The 19,585-nt window shown below is 42.2% G+C and carries 12 protein-coding genes and 2 pseudogenes; 1 reads left to right on the top strand and 13 read right to left on the bottom strand.

The genetic code is table 11. The features are described 5' to 3' along the window. Positions 1–2 precede the first annotated feature (2 nt). Positions 3–953 (bottom strand): 16S rRNA (cytosine(1402)-N(4))-methyltransferase RsmH, encoded by a 951-nt coding sequence (gene rsmH / locus WKT08_RS08675; protein WP_024054758.1) that lies wholly within the window; start codon positions 951–953, stop codon positions 3–5. A gap of 150 nt (positions 954–1,103) precedes the next feature. On the opposite strand from rsmH, the gene WKT08_RS08670 reads away from it, so the two are divergent. Then, positions 1,104–1,283 (top strand): hypothetical protein, encoded by a 180-nt coding sequence (locus WKT08_RS08670; RefSeq protein WP_003014929.1) that lies wholly within the window; start codon positions 1,104–1,106, stop codon positions 1,281–1,283. A 260-nt stretch (positions 1,284–1,543) separates the two neighbouring features. Here the strand turns inward: WKT08_RS08670 and WKT08_RS08665 are convergent, their stop codons facing one another. The 12 genes and pseudogenes from WKT08_RS08665 to WKT08_RS10490 all read right to left on the bottom strand — a co-directional run. Then, the gene (locus WKT08_RS08665; protein ID WP_340281434.1) at positions 1,544–2,926 is read right to left on the bottom strand and encodes an amino acid permease; all 1,383 of its coding nucleotides are present in this window, start codon (positions 2,924–2,926) and stop codon (positions 1,544–1,546) included. A gap of 163 nt (positions 2,927–3,089) precedes the next feature. Next, the gene (locus tag WKT08_RS08660; RefSeq protein ID WP_003012632.1) at positions 3,090–3,347 is read right to left on the bottom strand and encodes a DUF896 family protein; all 258 of its coding nucleotides are present in this window, start codon (positions 3,345–3,347) and stop codon (positions 3,090–3,092) included. Positions 3,348–3,380: 33 nt separating this feature from the next. Further along, entirely contained in the window at positions 3,381–5,417 is a 2,037-nt protein-coding gene (glyS, locus tag WKT08_RS08655; protein ID WP_340281432.1) for a glycine--tRNA ligase subunit beta, read from the bottom strand. A 281-nt stretch (positions 5,418–5,698) separates the two neighbouring features. Beyond that, complete coding sequence (glyQ, locus tag WKT08_RS08650; RefSeq protein WP_002886077.1) at positions 5,699–6,616, bottom strand: glycine--tRNA ligase subunit alpha; 918 nt, start codon at positions 6,614–6,616, stop codon at positions 5,699–5,701. Between the two features lie 509 nt (positions 6,617–7,125). After that, positions 7,126–11,544 carry a S8 family serine peptidase gene (locus WKT08_RS08645; protein WP_340281429.1) on the bottom strand — a complete coding sequence of 1,473 codons (4,419 nt, stop codon included), beginning with the start codon at positions 11,542–11,544 and terminating at the stop codon, positions 7,126–7,128. A 269-nt stretch (positions 11,545–11,813) separates the two neighbouring features. Further along, positions 11,814–12,656, bottom strand: coding sequence for an aldo/keto reductase (locus WKT08_RS08640; RefSeq protein WP_247923832.1), 843 nt, complete (start codon positions 12,654–12,656; stop codon positions 11,814–11,816). After that, positions 12,653–12,871 carry a hypothetical protein gene (locus tag WKT08_RS08635; protein ID WP_195623611.1) on the bottom strand — a complete coding sequence of 73 codons (219 nt, stop codon included), beginning with the start codon at positions 12,869–12,871 and terminating at the stop codon, positions 12,653–12,655. The genes WKT08_RS08640 and WKT08_RS08635 overlap by 4 nt, the downstream gene beginning before the upstream one ends. A 172-nt stretch (positions 12,872–13,043) precedes the next feature. After that, positions 13,044–14,201, bottom strand: a complete 1,158-nt coding sequence (nagA, locus tag WKT08_RS08630) for an N-acetylglucosamine-6-phosphate deacetylase (RefSeq protein ID WP_340281422.1) — start codon at positions 14,199–14,201, stop codon at positions 13,044–13,046. Between the two features lie 153 nt (positions 14,202–14,354). Beyond that, positions 14,355–15,986, bottom strand: coding sequence for a Na/Pi cotransporter family protein (locus WKT08_RS08625; RefSeq protein WP_340281420.1), 1,632 nt, complete (start codon positions 15,984–15,986; stop codon positions 14,355–14,357). A 450-nt stretch (positions 15,987–16,436) separates the two neighbouring features. Next, positions 16,437–16,787: a 30S ribosome-binding factor RbfA gene (gene rbfA, locus WKT08_RS08620; RefSeq protein ID WP_003003976.1), complete on the bottom strand. Its 351-nt coding sequence runs from the start codon at positions 16,785–16,787 to the stop codon at positions 16,437–16,439. A gap of 73 nt (positions 16,788–16,860) precedes the next feature. After that, positions 16,861–19,356, bottom strand: a pseudogene (gene infB / locus WKT08_RS08615) (translation initiation factor IF-2); the annotation flags it as partial. 95 nt (positions 19,357–19,451) lie between these two features. Next, a pseudogene (locus WKT08_RS10490) lies at positions 19,452–19,575 on the bottom strand (translation initiation factor IF-2 N-terminal domain-containing protein); the annotation flags it as partial. Positions 19,576–19,585: the final 10 nt, after the last annotated feature.

Below are 19,585 nucleotides of genomic sequence, written 5' to 3'. Positions count from 1 at the left end.
TCTTACTTGTGTATTTTTCGAGCAACCCGTAGTTTTGCTGAATGGGATCGATTATTATCCTCAAGCTCTTCATCACTTGGCAAAATAGGTTTCCGGTTGACCAACTCCATCTTTGGTTTCAAATCATCTGGAATAAAGGGAAGTCCCTTTGGAACCTCAACCGTCGAAGCTTCTTTAAACAATTGTTTGGTCAATCGATCCTCTAACGAATGAAAGGTAATCACAGAAATACGACCATCGAGGGCCAACAAATCCATGGCTTGCTGAATCGATTCATCTGCAGCTCCCAGTTCATCATTGACTTCGATACGAATGGCTTGGAAAATCTGTTTAGCAGGATGGCCCTTTTTCTTGAGCTCCTTAGCTGGTTTAGCAGATTTAATAATCTCTGCTAATTCAGTCGTCGTTTCAATCGGTTTAATTGCTCGTGCTTGCTCAATTTTCCGCGCAATTTGCTTGGAAAATTTGTCCTCTCCATATTTGAAAAAAATACGGACTAGATCATGGTAATCGTAGCTATTTACGACCTCATAGGCTGTCAAGGAAGCTTCTTGATTCATCCGCATGTCCAGTGGCGCATCTTTCTTGTAAGAAAATCCACGTTCCCGTTCATCTAACTGAGGACTAGACACACCTAGGTCATAACAGATTCCATCAATTTCAGTCACACCCAATTCGTTTAGACGTTCCTTCAAATGACGAAAGTTATCCTTAATGAAGGTCACCATGCCTTTCTCAATGAAAGGTGCCAAACGAATCTTAGCATTCTCAATTGCATGCTGATCTTGGTCAAAGGCATAAAGATGGCCCGATTCATTTAATTTTGTTAACAAATATTCGCTGTGGCCTGCCCCACCCAATGTGGCGTCTACATAGATCCCATCTGGCTTAACATCCAGCATATCGATCGTTTCATGAAGCAAAACCGTTACATGATGAAATTCTTTACTCATATCTTTACTATTTTACCACAAATGGGACCAAGATGCACTCCTAAAAGAAAATTCACTAACTAACCCTATCGGACCTTTTCAGATCCTACAAAATACCTAGAAAGGCTTGATTTTATTTGTTTCCTCTAGGATTTATGATACAATACTCTTATGAAAATAAGAAAACAGATTCTCATCCCACTTTTATTGGTCGATGCTATCGCTCTCTACTTTTTTCTAACCACTATTGAGGCTTGGATTTTTTGGCTTGCTGCCCTGATCCTAGTCGGCTCACTTTGGTGGCTCAAAAAAGCCATTCAAGGACAAAAAACAGAGATGGAAGAAAAATAATTTCTTCCACCTCTGTTTTTCTTTTATTCCCTCCAAGTAATTCCTTAAAAGAAAGCAAACTAGCTCTGAAATAATAAAGAGGCTGGGACAAAAGTCCTAGCCTCTCAATTATTTTTGGATTGTCGAGCAAGACGCAGTGGTTGAGTGGGCTCTACTACGCTGATTTCATCAGCTTTTACAGCCCTACTCAACTGTGCGGAGGTGGGACGACGAAATCGAGTTCTAACGAATTACCGATTTCTGTCCCACTCTCTTGCGGTTTATTGATTATGTTTCCAATTGCTGTAAATCCCAAAAAGAATGATCCAGATGGTTGCTCCAATCGCTCCAATGTATGTTGATTCTTGCAAGAAGAGACAAACGAATACAAAGAGGAAGAAAACAATGGTCAATGGATTCAACACTTTATAGGCTGGCATGACAAAACCATCTGGCATAAATTCTTTCGATTTACGGTACTTAAGATGGGCAAGCATGGTCAAAATGTAAATAGCAATGTAGACACCAGAAGAAGAGGCCGTAATCAAGGCAAAGGCATCTGAGACACCTGGCAAGACATTGATAAAGGCAGAAACAGCAACCACAATCGCAGAAAAAATAATCGCGCGACTTGGAATCCCCATACGAGATAAGCTATTCAGTTTCAAACGATTCATCACTTTGCTGTTTGGTGTTTCTTTTGCAATCTGGTACAAGTGACGCCCTGTTGAATAGAGGGTGGAATTCAAGGAAGATGCAGCAGCTGTCAGTACAACAAAATTAATCAATCCTGCTGCCCACTTGATTCCAACCATCTGAAAGACCGTTACAAATGGTGATTTATTGACGGGAAGCTGTTGCCAAGGGAAAATAGCCATAATCGCCAACAAAGCCCCTACATAAAAGATTACAATTCGGATTGGAATTTCTTTAATGGCTTTCGGTAAGACCTGACGGGGATTGGCTGTCTCTGATGTGGTAATTCCAACAAACTCAATCGCTTGATAAGCAAAGAAGACCATTTGAAAGGCCATCACAAACTTGACCCAACCATTCGGAAACATTTGAAAACCATTGGTAATATTGGTTAAGCTAGCATGTCCAGCTGGTGTTTCAAAATTCGTCGTCACCATAAAGATCCCTGTAGCGATCAGGGCTAAAATCGTGACAATCTTGATCATTCCAAACCAGAATTCAACCTCTCCAAAAACTTTCACAGCGATCAAGTTTACACAACTTAAAAGCGCTAAAAAGATGATTTGAATCTGCCAGGCTGGCCAATTTGGAAACCAAAGTTGGACATAGTTGGAAACGGCTGTAATTTCTGCCATCCCAAGAAATACCAAGGAAACCCAATAGGACCATCCTGAAAAATAGCCCCAACCCTTTCCTAAGTACTTGGTAATAAAGTTGATAAAGGTGTGTTGATCTGGATCCATATACAGCATCTCGCCAATCGCCCTCATCATGAAGTACATGAAAGCTCCAGTCAGCATATAGACTAAAATAATAGACGGACCTGTCAACGAAAGGGAACGACCGGCTCCAAGAAAGAGTCCTGTCCCGATGGTTCCTGCAATAGCGATCAGCTGGACATGCCGATTTTGCAGACCACGAACCATCCCATTTTCGGTTTCTTCACCAGGATGATGTTTTTTTGACATATGATTACTCCAATTCTTTTTCTGTACATTTTCAGAAAAGTATACTTTCAATTTTCACTCAATCTACTATACCACGTTTTAAAAAATTGGTCAATCTAGTCCAGAATGTTCTGAATTTTGAAGGTACAAAAGAGTGCTGGAGTTTCTTCCAGCACTCTTTTGATTATGAATTGGGGTCATCAAGACTACGGCCATGCAAACCTTTTTCCCGTTGCACTTGGCGTAGTTTCTCAGGTGTCACATCATTTCCTTCTTCATCCACAATTTTGATTCCTTCGATGTGGTGACGAACGGAACGACGATAACCCTCAATGTATTCTTCACGAAGTTTTGCTTGTTCCACTGCTTCTTCTGGCGTCAAACCTTCTGTTTTTTTCTTTTTAGCAAGCTCATTGATCCGAGCAATTTTTTCAGGTGTCATCATCAGACCTACTTTCTACCTGCCATCAGGTACTTATTTTGTATTCAATTGATTAAAGGCTGCAACAGCATTAGCTTTAGACACAAGACCTGCAAGCAGGGCCAAACGGTTATTCTTAACAGCCTCATCTTCAGCCATCACCATGGTATTGTCAAAGAAGGCATCGATGACTGGACTAAGAGCAAAGAGCTGTGCCAATTTATCACTAGCTGAACCAGTCAATTCTAATTCTTCAATCGCCTTAGCAAGTGCCTTTTCTTGATCATTTTCAAAGAGACTAGCATCGACTGCTACTGAAGCATCTGCTTTTTCTGCCAAGTTGAAGGCACGTGAGAGTGACTCAACAGCTGCCTTGTAACCATCCGTCTTAGCAGCTTCTGAAAGAGCTTCAGCTGCTTCCAGCATATCTGCTACGACAAAGTTTGAACCAGCAAGAACAGCTTCTTTGATATCTTTTGGTGTACGTCCCATCATCTTGTCCACACGCGCCTTGATGAAGTTGAGCACTTCTGCTTGATTGTCATAAGAAAGGCTATCAAATGAAAGTCCGTAAAGGCTGTCGATTAACTCATCCATCGGGATGTACCAACCAAAGGCATCTAAGATCCGAACAATCCCTTGCGTTGCACGGCGAAGCGCATAAGGGTCATTTGAACCTGATGGAATCAAGCCAACAGAGAAGAAGGAAAGTAGAGTATCTAATTTATCTGCAAGCGCAAGGATAGCACCAACCTTAGTCTCTGGAAGGGCTCCATCTGCTGCATCAGGAAGGTAGTGCTCACGGATAGCTGTCGCTACTGCAGGATCCTCACCAGCAAGGAGAGCGTATTTTTCACCCATGATTCCTTGCAATTCATCGAACTCTCCGACCATACCAGTCAAGAGGTCAAATTTGTAGATTTCAGCTGCACGAGTTACGGCTGCCCTTTCTTCAGCAGTCAAACCAGCTTGTTCAGCTAGTGATGCTGCAATAACACCAGCACGCGCCATGTGTTCTGAGAGAGAACCGATTTTTTCATGGAAAGTCACGTGTGCCAATTTAGTAACGAGGTCTTCAATCTTGAGTTTTTGGTCTTCACGCCAGAAGAATTCACCATCTTCAAGACGTGCCACCAAGACTTTTTCATTTCCTCGGATAACATTTTCCAAGTGCTCAGCGTTCCCATTACGGACGGAGATGAAGTTTGGTTTGAGCTGACCATCAAGGTCACGTACAACAAAGTAACGTTGGTGCGTTTCCATTGAGGTCACCAAGACTTCTTCTGGAACGTCCAAATATTTGGTGTCAAAACTTCCCATAAAGGCAGTTGGGTATTCGACCAAGTTCAAGACTTCGTTCAAAAGTCCTTCTTCGATTTGAACTTGAACACCTTGTTCTGCTTCGATGGCCTTGATTTGCTCACGAATCATGTTTTCACGCTCTTTGCTGTCGGCAATGACGTAAACGGTACGAAGGTCTTCTTCGTACGAATCCGCATTGGTAATTTCCACTTCATGTCCAAGGAAACGGTGTCCGCGACTCACACGACCTGATTGGATATCCAAGAAATCAAGATCGAGCGCTTCGTCGCCCAAAAGAACTGTCAAGGTGTGAACTGGGCGAATGTATTCAAATGTATTGTTAGCCCAGTGCATGCTGACAGGGAAGGTCAATGAAGCAAGCACTTCTGGAACGCCAGCCAAAACTTCTTTAGCTGGTTTTCCAGCTTCGTGCTTCGTAACATAAACGTACTCTTCACCTTTGACTTCACGGAATTCGATATCATCAACCGTCAAGCCTTTTCCACGGACGAATCCTTGAGCCGCTTTTGAGAAGTTTCCATCTGCATCCAAGGCGATTTTCTTAGAAGGTCCTTTAAAATCTTCAGTCAAATCGGATTGTTGATCTGCTAAACCAATCACACGGACAGCCAAACGGCGTGGTGTTGAGAAGGTTTGAATGCTTTCGTATGAAAGGCGGTTGTCATCCAAGAAGGCTGCCATTTTCTCACCGAGTTGTTTTTCACTTGGTGTGACAACGTAGGCTGGCAACTCTTCAAGTCCAAGTTCTACTAATAAGTTTTTTGTCATGTTTTTTCCTTTACAAAATTCTTCTTTTTGATAGGCACCTTAGGTACCGGGGACGTCGCTAACTAACTTTGTGAGGCTGTAGGGAAATCTTCTGTCTCCTTGACATCGATTTCCAACAGTCTCATCAAAGTGGATTTAGCCAACTGATTTTTGAACCTAACGTTTCAAAAATCCCCATCAAGCAGTACGGCGGTGCCTATCCCTTTAGCAAGTCTCCGACTTGCCTCTGGGTTCCATATGGGCTCACTTTGTTTGCCCATTTTCCATTCTTGTAACTCTCTTTATTCTTCCTCTTCTGCTAGGAGTTTGGCGCGTGTGGCTTCGTCGAGAAGTGGGTAACCAAGTTTTTTACGTTCTGCGACGAAGGTTTTGGCTACGACACGGGCCAAGTTACGGATGCGGGCAATATAGCCGGCACGTTCTGTAACGGATACTGCTCCACGAGCATCAAGCAAATTGAAGGTATGTGAACATTTCAAAACGTAGTCATAGGCTGGGTGAACAAGGCCCAATTCCAAAGCACGTCCTGCTTCTTTTTCAAATTTTTCGAAATTTTCAAGAAGCATATCTTGGTCAGAAACTTCAAAGCTGTATTTTGAGTGTTCATATTCTGGTTGAAGGAAGATTTCTCCGTATTTAACGCCTGGAGCCCACTCAATATCGTAAACAGAATCGACTTCTTGGATGTAAGAAGCCAAACGTTCCAATCCGTAAGTAACCTCAGAAGTTACTGGCCCAGTTGCCAAACCACCAACTTGTTGGAAGTAGGTGAACTGAGTGATTTCCATACCGTCCAACCAAACTTCCCAACCAAGACCAGCTGAACCAGTTGATGGGTTTTCCCAGTTATCTTCAACGAAACGAATATCGTGTTCCAAAGGATTGATCCCCAATTTTTCCAATGACTCAAGGTAGAGTTCTTGGATGTTTGATGGTGATGGTTTCATCACCACTTGGAATTGGTGGTGTTGGTAAAGACGGTTTGGGTTTTCTCCGTAACGTCCATCAGCTGGACGACGTGATGGCTCTACATAAGCCGCATTCCATGGCTCAGGACCAATGGCACGAAGGAAAGTGTAAGGACTCATGGTTCCCGCACCTTTTTCATTATCATAAGCCTGCATGAGCATACAACCCTGGTCATTCCAGTATTGTTGCAAAGTAAGGATGATTTCCTGGAAAGTCAATTTTTTAGACATGTTTTACTCCTTATTCTATAATTTCTTGCGACATGAGTCTGCCTCGTCGATTTTACGAAGCAAGACGAGTTAGTACTGCGTCTAGCTCAGGCACCCTAGTGCTGAGCGTGGGGCAGTCCGACTGTAAGGAGGTCTCTGCCACTAACGCAGTGGAAAGTCAATTTTTTAGACATGTTTTACTCTTTATTCATAAAGTTTCTTGTGACTCAGGATGCAAAAAGAACCGTGTCTTCGCTCCTAAGTCCTTTGACCTAGGGGCGTCAGAAACGCGGTTCCACCCTAATTTATTACTTCATTTTATTTTACTTTACTCAGCTTTTACTGAGAGAAAGCGCCACTTGCTTACTTTGCTCTACTTGGCTCTCACTATCCCAAGCTCGCTAGAAAAACGCCGTAAGCCCTTCTTTCTTGACTAGTATTATAGCAGATTTTTAGTAACTTGTAAATTAAAATCCGCATGAAACAATCGTTTCATACGGATTTTAGGCTAACAAACAATATTGTTTTTCTTATGGACGTCTTGCAGCTTTTGGTTTTTTACCATGAAGTTTTTTCTTGGCATTCTTCAAGGCTGTCAAAGCATCTTTCACATCTTGTTGGCTTGCTCCTGGATTTGAAAGGATAGTTTGCGCATCCTTGAAGGCTGTTAGGTAAGCTTCTTTTTCTTCATTTCCAGCATAGATGAATTTAGCATTCTTTTCTTGGAACTTCAATTCTTCCTTGATGTATTTTTCAAGGCTTGAAAAATCAGTTGCTTTCCCGTTTAATTTTCCTTCCGCACGGCTAAGCTCAGCAAGTGCTTGATTGATTTGTTCTTGTTTCACAGTTGGATCAACTGCAAGCAAGGCAACTGTTTGGAAAGCACGATCGTAGTCGCGACGTACTTTTTCTTTGGCATTGGCATAACGACCAGTTTTAGTCGTAGCATCGTAAGCCTGCATTGCTTCTTTCAAGGCCGCAACGTTTGAATCTTTCCCATCCAAAGCTTGGCTGGCAGCTTCAAGACTAGCTAGAGCTTGGTTGACTTGCTCTTGACTAACCTTGTTGGTCAAGGCTGCTTGGGCAGCTTGCAAGGCTTGATCATAGGCTTCCTTCTTATCCGCACTGGCATTGAAATATTGCGCTGTCTTTGTAACATCTGCTTGGTTGTTCAAAGCAGCTAAGAGATCCACTTTTGAGATCACTCCAATACGATAATTGTTGTTGCGCCCTGCGACAACTGAGATCACTGGTGCTTCCTCAGCTAGTTCATAGCCTGTAGGAAGAGTTGCAACCAAGGTATATTGACCAGTTGCTACAGATTTACCAAAGCCATTTTTACCATATTTTTCAGCAGGCAAGACAAAGTTTTCACCATCTGCCCCTTTTAATACGATCGTAGCTGCTTTTGAAACCGGTTGATCAAAGCTGATGCTAACTGGTGCATATTCTAAAGTATTGGCAAGAAAAGCAATCGTTTGGAAACTATTATCCTCTGTCAAATCAAATTCTTGGGTCAAGCTGCTGACAAATTTCACTTCTGTACGATCATACGTAAAGATTTCTGCAGTATAATGACCAAAGTTCAAGAAGTTAATATCTTTTGTTTTATCAACCGTTACATATTGACCATTGCTGTCCTTGATACGATACACATACATGGTATCTATATCTTTGTTTGTCTTAGCATCACGCACTGCAATTTGAATACGACCACTATTTTGATCCCGAACTAAATCAGCTAGTGAAACATAGTCTACGTTCCCCGCAAAGTCTTCTACATAGTAGTAGATATTCTTCTTATCGATGTTTTCAGGAAGATCGAAGCTACCATCTGCATTGGCCTTGATCACATGATAATTTTCAAGCGCACGTGTACCATTCTTATCTTCACTGGTTTGGACCATTGTCCCCTGATCATCAAATGGAGTCACATAGACGAGTTTTTCAGTTAAGATACCGCCATCGCCAACATCTTTGGCTTTACGTGCTACAAACTGTTGAGCCCCATCTTTGAAACGGATATATCCTGATGTGATCACTGGTTTTTGAGTATCGACTTGAACCTTGAAGGTTGTTGATTGCTCCTCAGCTCCAGGAACCATTGGGGTGTAACGAATGACATAATCATATACACCATCTGCTACTGCTTTCCCATTTGCATCGGTACCATTCCAAGCAGTGTTATCTAGTGTGTAGCTGCGTGGGTTCTTTTCATTGCCATCAAAGAAGTTCTTACGATGATCAGATGGAGTTCCTTCCCACAGTGGATTTTTATGTTCCGTATCACTTGCTGCATAGACAGTTGCATGTAGGTTTTCAATGTTTCGAAGAGCGACTGTCTTGTATTCAACAAGGTCTTTATTCCCATCTTCATTTGGTGAAATGGCAATGCGAACATTTCCATTCTCATCTAGTTGAAGAGAGTGAGTTCCTTCTGCATTTTCTTCAATACCAAGAACTGTAATCCGACGACCATCACGTTTCCCTTGTGTAAGGAGAAGGTCATTTTGAAGGGTGACGAGCGCAGAAACATTAGCACTAGATGAGATATTCAAATTTTTTGGAACATGATAGTAGAAGCCATCTTTTCCTTCACGAACCAAATCATAGATTGGTTTTTCAACAGCTGGAAGGTTTTGGAATTCTCCCTTGAATCCCATAAATGGTAAGCTAACTACATCTCCATCATCTGCTGGATCGACAAAACGAACAAATCCTTCAAGGAAATAACCATTTGGCATTTCTTTGCTTAATTCTTCTGTGAATTTGCTTGTGTCGACTTTCACTGTAACTGTTTCAGAACTATGTGCTTTCACGGTTACTTCAGGCCAAGCAGTTTCTGTTAATTTACGTGGACGAAGGGTAAATTTACCATCCTTCACTTCATCTGTGTCAGTATTCACCAACATTTTCAAGGTACGATCGGTATCTGAAATATTGTGGACTGTGACATCAAAGGTAAAGCTATCTCCAACATTTCCAAGAGTGACGCTTGGATAGTTGTTTTCACCAGTCACATACAAGTCTGTTGAAACGGCTGCGGCTGTGTCGACAACCCCTGCTCCTTGTTGGCGTGGAGACGTATAGACACCGGTTTCTTTGTTAACATGTGGTTTAGCCGTAGACATAATCAAGGCTTTCACTGTTTCAGAAACTTGTTCTGGAGTTAATTCTGGGTGATGCTTCACAAGGTATTCTTTGACCAAGGCGGCGACACCTGCCACGTGAGGTGAAGCCATACTAGTACCACTCATATCCCCGTAGGTATTGTCATTTAAAGAAGAGAAGATATTCCCACCAGGTGCTGTGACATCTGGTTTCAACTGACCATCGGTTGTCACTCCCCAGCTTGAGAAATCAGACAATTGGTCTGCTTCTGGAGATGGACGGTTGGCCATAGTATTGTTAAAGACAATTTTGTAGGAACCTGCCTTAAGAGCTTCCCCATAACGTTTTGAAATAAAGACAGATGGGATCTTTTTCGCATCTCCTTCAATTGCCATTCCAAGGTTCGATCCTTCCACATTATTGTAGACCAAAGCTCCTGCTGCACCATGATGGAAGGCATTCGCAATCTTTTCTGAGAATGGAATTTCCCCGCGTTGGATTAAGGCTAATTTACCGGTAAGATCCAGATCTTTGAAATCATCTTCTTTTCCAAGACCAACTGACACATATTCGTACTCTTTGCCTTTTTCAAAATCAGCGTCTGCAGCAGATTTACTGTAATCAAACTTACCGTTATCCGCTTCCGCATTGCCTTCAAGGCCTTTGACTTCAAACACTTCTGTCGTAATAACATTATTATTGATAGAAGCAACAGAGATGGAGTCCTCTACTGTTGAAGGATTTCCGACCAAACCATAATCTGGATTTTCAGCAGAAGGTCTTGAGTAACCATTTCCAAAGCTATTGCTATTTCCTGCAGAAATTAAGACAGATACGCCTTTAGCGCGCGCCCGTTTAATGGCATCCACAATATCTGAATCCGCATTGACCGTAGAACCAGTCGTAGAACCAAGACTCATGTTGATAGTATCTGCACCAAGAGCTACAGCATCATCAATTGCTTTTACATAAAGAGCAGATCCCGTTGTTTTTTGGCGATCTGAGAAGACACGCATAAACATAACTTGCGCTTCTGGTGCTACACCATAGATCTTTTCTCCGTTTCCTGCTGCTTTATCAGGATTCCCTGTTGCAATCCCTGTAACGTGCATCCCATGAGAATCTCTTTCGGCCTCTTTGATATTGTCGGTACCATCAAAGTAGTCATAGGCATAGACAACCTTGTCGTTGTACCATTTACCATAATCAATTCCTGCTGCTTTCTTAGCAGCTTCTATTTCTCCTTGGTTTTTAAACTTAGCTTTTGAAGGATCGGTAATCCGAAGAACCTCGTGGTTCACATCCAAACCAGAGTCGATGACGGCGACAACCATCCCTTCCCCTTTATAACCTTGCTTCCAGGTTTGGGGAACAGTAATAATTTCGTCACTTTCGATGCTTTGAGGTTTTTCAGCTGCCTCATGGCGATTCGTTGTTTCTGAACTTGTCGCAGTAGCCACTGCTGTTGCTTTTTCTACAGGTTTTTCCGCTACTTCCGGTTTTGTTTCTGGAACAGTAGCTGCCTCTTTAGGAGCTTCTGTTTTTTCAACAAGAGCTGCTTCTGTTGCATTCGTTGTCTTTGCAGCAACTGTTGCTTCTTTTGCAACTTCTACTTTCTCACTAGCAACTGCTGTACTTGCTTCTGTTGCTTGTGAATGCTCTTCTTCAGCAGGTGCCTGTTGAGTAGTGGCTACAAGCTGTGTTCCAGCACTCGTTTGGCTGGCCGCTTGTTCTTCAGCACTCGCTTGTGCAGATCCAAATACCAAAACAGCCCCTAATAAAACTGAGGCTACACCAAATTTGTATTTTCTTAATGAAAAACGTTCTTGTCTATTCATAGAAACTCCCCTTTTATTTTAATAGTAACTATTATAACGCAAAATTATCTGAAAATTCATTCAAAAAACAAATTGTAACACAAATGTAACATTCACGAATGTTACTAACTATTAATTTATTTTCGTTCGGAAAATTGTAAATTAGAATGGGAAAGTATTATAGAACATCTGTTTTTGTTGGAGTTTTAAAATTATTTAATCATTGAAAGGATTTTAAAAACCGAGAACGAAACTGTCCTCGGTTTTCATTAATGAATAGATATTCTTTCTTAAAAATCTTTGGTGTCTGGATCTGGTGCACCTGCTTCAACCGGAAGATGGCGAAGGAGTTCCATATCATCTGCCGTCAATTCAAAATCAAAGCAATTTAAATTACTCGCAATCCGCTCAGGTGTAACCGATTTTGGCAGTGGAAGGAAACCTTCTTGCAAACTCCAAGCCAAGGCTAGTTGAGCGACCGTCTTTCCATATTTAGTAGCCATTTCTTTTACTTGTTCATTTTGGAACAATTCTCCTTGGCCAAAAGGTCCCCAAGCCTCTAGTAAAATGCCATGCTTACGACTCGCTGCAATGGCTTCGCTTTGGTAAACCCCAGGTGCTAGACGAATTTGGTTCACAGACGGAATGACCCGAGCTGTTTCAAGGAGGGCTTCCAAATGATGAGGCAGAAAATTGCTAATACCAATAGCTCGAACCTTGCCAGCAGCTAGCATATCTTCCATTGCCCGCCAAACCTCAGCATTTCGTTGTTTCCAAGCATCATTTTCTCGAAGAGGTTTTGGATTTGGCCAATGAATCAAATAAAGATCTACATAGTCCAAGCCTAGTTTCTCAAGAGACTCTTCCAAAGCAGCTTGAGCGTCTTCATAGGTGTGATGAGTATTCCAAAGTTTGGTGGTAATAAACAGGTCTTCGCGCGCAAGACCACTGTCTTTAATGGCCCGACCCACACTCTCTTCATTCTGATAAATCGCAGCTGTATCGATATGGCGATAACCTGCTTTTAAAGCAGCTAAGACAGCTTGATAGGCTTCTTCTCCATTCGCTGCTTTCCATGTCCCAAATCCCAATACAGGAATCTCCACCCCATTATTTAAACGATAATGATTCATTTTTTCTTTCCTTTCTTCGATTTCGGTTTCTTAGGCCCTCGAAGCTTGATCTCTGGCTTAAAAATATTCTTCTTAGTTGGCTCCATCTTCTTGCTATAAAAACTATAGAGTAAAAATGCCCCACCAACAATCACAATAAAGATATTTTTTCTTACAATCCCATAGAGCAAGAAAAAAATTCCCATCAATAAAAAACGTATATCAATTGCCTTCATAAGCTACCTCACATTTCAATTCCCATTATAGCATGAAAAGACAGCATTCACAAAATTGCACTACCATTGGTAAACAAAAAGCCCCTACAGACTGTTTAGCCCCATGAATACCTCACAAAAACCTCTCTAGGTATGACCTAGAGAGGAAGTATTCTATCTTCGATTCTTGAATCTAGTTCGTAGCCTGGTAACGTTTGACCCCATCGAGATAGGTCGCAACCAGATCCAAATTTTGATCAAGCACGATGAAGTCAGCATCATACCCTTCGCGAATTTGACCACAAACATCATCAATATGGACTGATTTTGCAGGATTGAGGCTGGCCATCATCACTGCTTCGTGAGGGTTAGCAATTCCCCACTCTACAACATTTTTTAATCCATCTTTCAATTTCAAGATTGAGCCAGCTAGATTACCAGTTGATTTCAAGCGAGCAGTTCCTTCAGCGACCACAACCGGGAATTCCCCAAGCATGTAGTCCCCGTCTTCTAAGCCCCCAGCTGTCATACAGTCCGTAATCAAGGCAACATTTTCTTTTCCTTTTTGTTTCATCAGGATATCACAAGCTAGCGGATCAACGTGATGGCCATCACAGATCAACTCTGCTGTAGTATGAGGCAACTCATACATGGCACCAACCATACCGAGTTCACGGTGCGTCAAACCACGCATACCATTGTAGGCATGCACCCAGACACTCGCACCTGCATCAACCGCTTTTTTAGCTTCTTCAAAAGTAGCATTGGAGTGTCCCAAAGCGACAGTCACCCCTTCTCCTGTAATGGTCCGAACAAAGTCTTCTACCCCTTCACGCTCAGGAGCAAGGGCAATCTTATTCAACAGACCATTGGCAGCTTTTTGCCAAGCCCGGAATTCTTCCATACTTGGATCCTTCATATAAGATGGGTTTTGAGCTCCCTTGTATTTTTCTGTGAAATAAGGGCCTTCAAAATAAATCCCGCGAATCTTGGCTCCTGTTGCTTCTTTGTATCGTGCACCGATATTTTCCGTTACTGCCAAAAGCTGTTCGTAAGAGGAAGTCAAGGTCGTAGGCAAAAAACTCGTAACCCCTGTACTCAAGAGACCTTCACTCATGGTATGGAGAGTGCCTTCGATATTGTTATCCATCACATCTACCCCACCAAATCCGTGAATATGGGTATCTACGAGGCCAGGCGCAATACTGTAACCAGAATAATCCAGCACATCCGCACCTTCTGGTAAGCTTTCCACATGTTTTCCAAACTTGCCATCAACGAGTTCCAAATAGCCTCCGCGACGAACCCCATGTGGGTAATAAAATTGATTTGCTTTAATATATGTAGACATAAAATCGTCCTTTCCATTGTAGGAACTGTGTTCCATTTATATTCATACATATTATAACGCTTTCACTTCTATTTGTAAATGGTCTAGACCTATTTTTGAATAGAATCCAACAAAAAACAGAGTAAGCTTCCTACTTACTCTGTTTAACGTTCATTAAATTTGCTCGATTTGTACTTTTTCAGCGAGATTCATGGCATGGTCTGCAACACGTGTATAGTGAGAAATGATATCAATAAAGTTCACTCCGGCTTGAGGTGTACATTCACCGTGGTTCAAACGACGAATATGGGTTTTCCGAAGTTTTTTCTCCAAATTTTCAATTGCCTCGTGACGTGCTACCAATTGGTTTGCAAGATTCACATCATTGTTCTCAACGGCTTTCAAAGCATCCTCTACAAATTGATGGGTTTGGTTGTAAATATCTTCCAATTCAGCCAAGGCTGCTTCTGAAAAGACGACTTTCTTACGAATTAAATAATCGGTCAGATTGATCAAGGCTTCCGCGTGATCTCCAATCCGCTCCAAATCCCGTGAGGAATCTAAGATATTGGTGAGAACTTCACTTTCTCTCGGACTCAAGGCTTCACTCGACAAACGAATCAAGTAGCGAGTCAAATCATCATCAATGGTATTAATGGCTTCTTCTGTCTTATGTCCCTTTTCAGCTGTTTTTTCATTTTGATGAACAATATAATCATAAGAGAGATTAAAAGCTTTGTCTGCATATCCACCTAAATGAAGCAACTCTTTTTTTGCATTTCCTAGAGCAATCGAAGGCGCTTGAGTGATCAAGTTTTCATCCAAGTAGAGTGGCTCATATTTGACAACCTCATCCTCACCAGGAATCAGTTTGGTTACAAAGTATGCCAAAGCTCCAATGAATGGGAATTGAATGATGGTATTGGTTATATTAAAGGTTCCGTGAGCAAAGGCTATGGTCATTTCTGGGGATAAATGAAGAGTCGTTTCAAACCATTGAATCAAAGAGGTAAACGGAACAAGGAAGACAAGACAGATAATGGTTCCGATAACATTAAAGGCTACATGGGCACCTGCCACACGTTTGGCCGCAATATTAGCTCCCAAGGAAGCAATGATAGCTGTAATGGTCGTTCCGATATTATCACCAAAGAGAACTGGGAGGGCTCCTTTCAGGTCAATCAAATGACTAGCATAGAGATTTTGCAAGATACCAATGGTTGCAGAAGAGGCCTGAATCAAAAGTGTTAAGCCTGATCCAACAAAGACACCCAAGATAGGACTTTTACTTAACTGCACCATATAGTCACGAAAGACTTGCAAATCTTTAAGAGGTTCCATAGCCCCACTCATCAAGTTGAGGGCAAAGAAGATACCACCGACACCAAAAACGATTCGTCCAACATTATTAACCAAACGATTTTTGGTAAAGAAGAGACAAACCGCTCCGATAAAGAGCATGGGAAGAGCGTAGTCTCCTAATTTAAAACCAATGATAAAGGAGGTAATAGTCGTTCCAATATTGGCCCCCATAACAATACCAATAGCTTGACGGAGGGTTAGAAGTCCTGCACTCACCAGACCGACCGTAATCACTGTAACCCCTGAACTCGACTGAATCAAGGCAGTCATCCCAATCCCTACTAGAACCCCTAGAAAGGGATTACTCGTATATTTATCAATATAGTAGCGAAGTCGATCTCCTGCAGCCTGTTGCAAGCCTTCTCCCATGGTTTTAATACTATAGAGAAAGAGCCCCAGGCCTCCCAAAAAGTTAAATACAATTTCCTGCCAGTTAATCGACATGTTCATTCCTCCAAATTTGAGATCAGAAATAAAACTCCTCTCCTATTGTAAAGGATAATTTCCAATCACACAAGAGATTTCTGTAAATTTCTATTATTTTTTGAAACCGTTTTTTCCTTCTGTTTTATTTTCCTCGTTTTAAGAGCCAAAAAAAGAGGGTGGAAAATTTCCAACCCGAGACTGTAGACAAACTATTCTTTTTTATAAATCTAATAAATTCTATAAAAAGAAATGTTACTCGTTAGAGTGATTCAATCATCTACTGAAACTTTTCGTCGTGAGAAAAGTACCTGAAACTTAATAGTTTCAGGTACTCGGAATTATTGAGACCTTAGGCTCAATAATTAGTCATGGAACTTCGAAGAAGTTCGCTGACGTCCGTACTCACCTAAGGAAAGTTTCTAAGAAGACTTTGTCTTTCAATCTGGGCGTGGAAAATTTCCAACCTCTCTAGTCTTTGTTCAAATTGCGTAACATCTCATCGATCTTGTTACCGTATTCGATAGACTCGTCTTTGACAAAAGTAAGATCCGGAATCTTGTACAGTTTCAAATTCCGACCTAATTCACGCTTGATGGTTCCTGTTGCTTTTTCAAGGCCTGTCTGAGCCTTTTGATTGTCTGAAGCCAAATCACTCATAATTGAATAATACACTTTGGCCATAGACAAATCACCTAGCATTTGAACATCCGTAATAGTAACGCCTTGAACACGCGGGTCACGGACTTTCTTTTGTAAAATCTCATTGACTTCACGCTTGATTTCCATCCCTACTCGATCTGTCCGAAAATGACTTGCCATAGGAACTCCTTTCTGCTTTGTGTTTAAAAACTAGGAAATCAGAGAAAAGTCCTCTTTTTTCCTAGTCAGCCTCTTATTTTTTAATTTCTTCCATGATGTAGGCTTCAATGGTATCGTCTGTCTTGATATCATTGTAGCCTTCAATCATCAATCCACCTTCACGACCATTTGTCACTTCTTTGACATCATCTTTGAAGTGTTTCAAGCTTGCAAGAGCACCGTCATATATCACGACACCGTCACGAATGACACGAACCTTGGAATCACGAGTGACCTTACCACTGAGGACCATAAATCCACCGATGGTACCCACTTTAGAGACTTTAAAGGTTTCACGAATAACCGCTTCCCCGATAATTTTCTCTTCAAACTCAGGATCCAACATTCCCTTCATGGCATCTTCCATTTCTTCAATCACTTTGTAGATGATTGAGTGAAGACGGATTTCTACCTCATCAGCCTCAGCTTGTTGACGCGCTTGTGGCGTAGGGCGAACGTTAAATCCAATGATGAAGGCATTTGAAGCTTCCGCAAGGGTCACGTCTGATTCGTTGATGGCACCAACTGCTGAGTGAACGATGGTAACCTTGACACCTTCTACTTCAATCTTTTGAAGAGAAGCAGCAAGAGCTTCAACCGAACCTTGTACATCAGCCTTGATAATGACATTAACAGATTTCACTTCACCAGCCTTCAAGGTATCAAAGAGATTTTCAAGGCTGACACGGTTGGTCGCTTGACGTTGTTTCATCAGCGCACGTTTCGCACGTTCTTCACCGGCTGCACGCGCAGATTTTTCATCTTCATAAACCGCAAAGTGGTCACCCGCCATTGGTGCTTCGTTCAAACCAGTAATTGAAACTGGAGTAGATGGTCCAGCAACCTTCACACGACGTCCAAGGTCATTGGTCATGGCACGGACACGTCCAAAGGTATTTCCGACAACGATTGGGTCTTGAACATTCAAGGTACCTTGTTGAACAAGGAGGGTTGCCACTGCACCTTTTCCTTTATCCAAACGCGCTTCGATAACGGTACCGATGGCACGAACAGTTGGATCTGCCTTGAGTTCTTGGATTTCAGCCACAAGAAGGACCGTTTCCAAGAGTTCATCGATATTTTGGTTGAACTTAGCTGAGATTTCTACAAACTCAGAATCGCCACCCCAGGCAGTTGACATAACCCCATGTTCCGCCAATTCACCGATGACACGTTCTGGGTTGGCACCTGGTTTATCAATCTTGTTAATAGCCACAATGATTGGGACATTCGCCGCTTTTGAGTGGTTAATAGCTTCGATAGTCTGAGGCATCACCCCGTCATCTGCCGCTACGACCAAGATGGTAATATCCGTAACAGATGCACCACGCGCCCGCATAGAAGTAAAGGCCGCGTGTCCAGGTGTATCCAAGAAGGTAATCTTCTTACCATTTTCCACGATTTGGTAGGCACCGATGTGCTGGGTGATTCCTCCCGCTTCACCTGTTGCTACACGTGAATTACGAAGAGTATCCAAAAGGGTAGTTTTACCGTGGTCAACGTGTCCCATGATGGTGACAACTGGTGGACGCTCTACCAACTCATCTGGATTCAAATAACCATCTTCAACGAAGAAGCGTTCGATATCGGCATTGTCCACTTCAACCTTTTTCTTGGCTTCAATTCCATAATCCACCATCAAGAGTTCAATCGTATCTCCATCCAGCGATTGATTTTGAGTCGCCATGACTCCCATCATAAAGAGTTTCTTGACGATTTCAGCCGGTTCACGCTTGATGCGTTTTGCGATTTCGGCAACCGTCATTCCATCCGTATACTCAAATTCACTTGGTAATTCATGGAATTTACGCTCTGTTACTGGTTTTGGAGCATCATTACGGTTGTTCTTTCCTTTTTTATTTTTCTTATTGTTATTCCAGTTACTATTTCTCTGATTTCTCACTTGATTTTGACTATTTCGATTCCTTTGTTGTTTTCTTGGACCATCTTCTTCACGATCAAAATCATCGCGTTTCTTATCTGGTCGCGCTTGTTTCTTCCGACGTGTATCGACTTGAGCTGGAGCAGCAGCAACAGCTGGTTTTGTATGGTTCTCAACAGCTGGCTCCTGTACAGGTGCTTTCACTTCTGGTGCTTCTACCCGTTTCCGGCGCTGTTGACGTTCTTGTTCTGCTTTTGCAGCTTGTTGTTTGTAGCGATCTTCACTTCCACGTGCGTATTCAGCATTTTGTTCAGCTTTCAGTGCTGCTGCACGCGCTTTGAAATCAACTTTTGGTGCCACTTGGGGTTGTGCACTACGTCTTTGATCTGGTCGGTTATTACGACGCTCAGAACCTTGATTTCGCTGTTCATTTCGCTCTTGTGGTCGTTGATTTCGGTTGTCACCATGACGCTGATTATCTTTGCGATCACGTTTTGGACGATTGTCTTGTTGTTTCCTACGTTCAGCCTGTTCTTTTGCACGCGCTTCTCGTTCCGCTTTAAAGTTACGACTCTTTGGTTTAGCAGCTGGCGTTACTGATTTTGTCTCAGTTGCTCCTTCTTTTTTGACAGGCGCTGCTTCTTTTTTCTCTGCGACAGCCGTTGTCTTGGCAGCCACTTCTGCTACTTTCTTTTCGACTGTTTCTTTTTTCGCTGCAAAGCTCTTGATCAGCTTTTCAGCAACATCAGTATCGACACTAGATGCATGACTCTTGACGTCAAAACCTAATTCTTTCGCACGAGTGACGACTTCCTTACTTTCCTTGCCCAATTCTTTGGCAATTTCGTATAATCTTTTCTTAGACAATTGCTGTCCT

The sequence above is a fragment of the Streptococcus sp. HCA-5024 genome, from assembly GCF_037890265.1.
Classification (GTDB): Bacteria; Bacillota; Bacilli; order Lactobacillales; family Streptococcaceae; genus Streptococcus; species Streptococcus lingualis.
The sequence above is the reverse complement of the archived record's forward strand: the minus strand, read 5'-3'. Positions and strand labels throughout refer to the sequence as shown.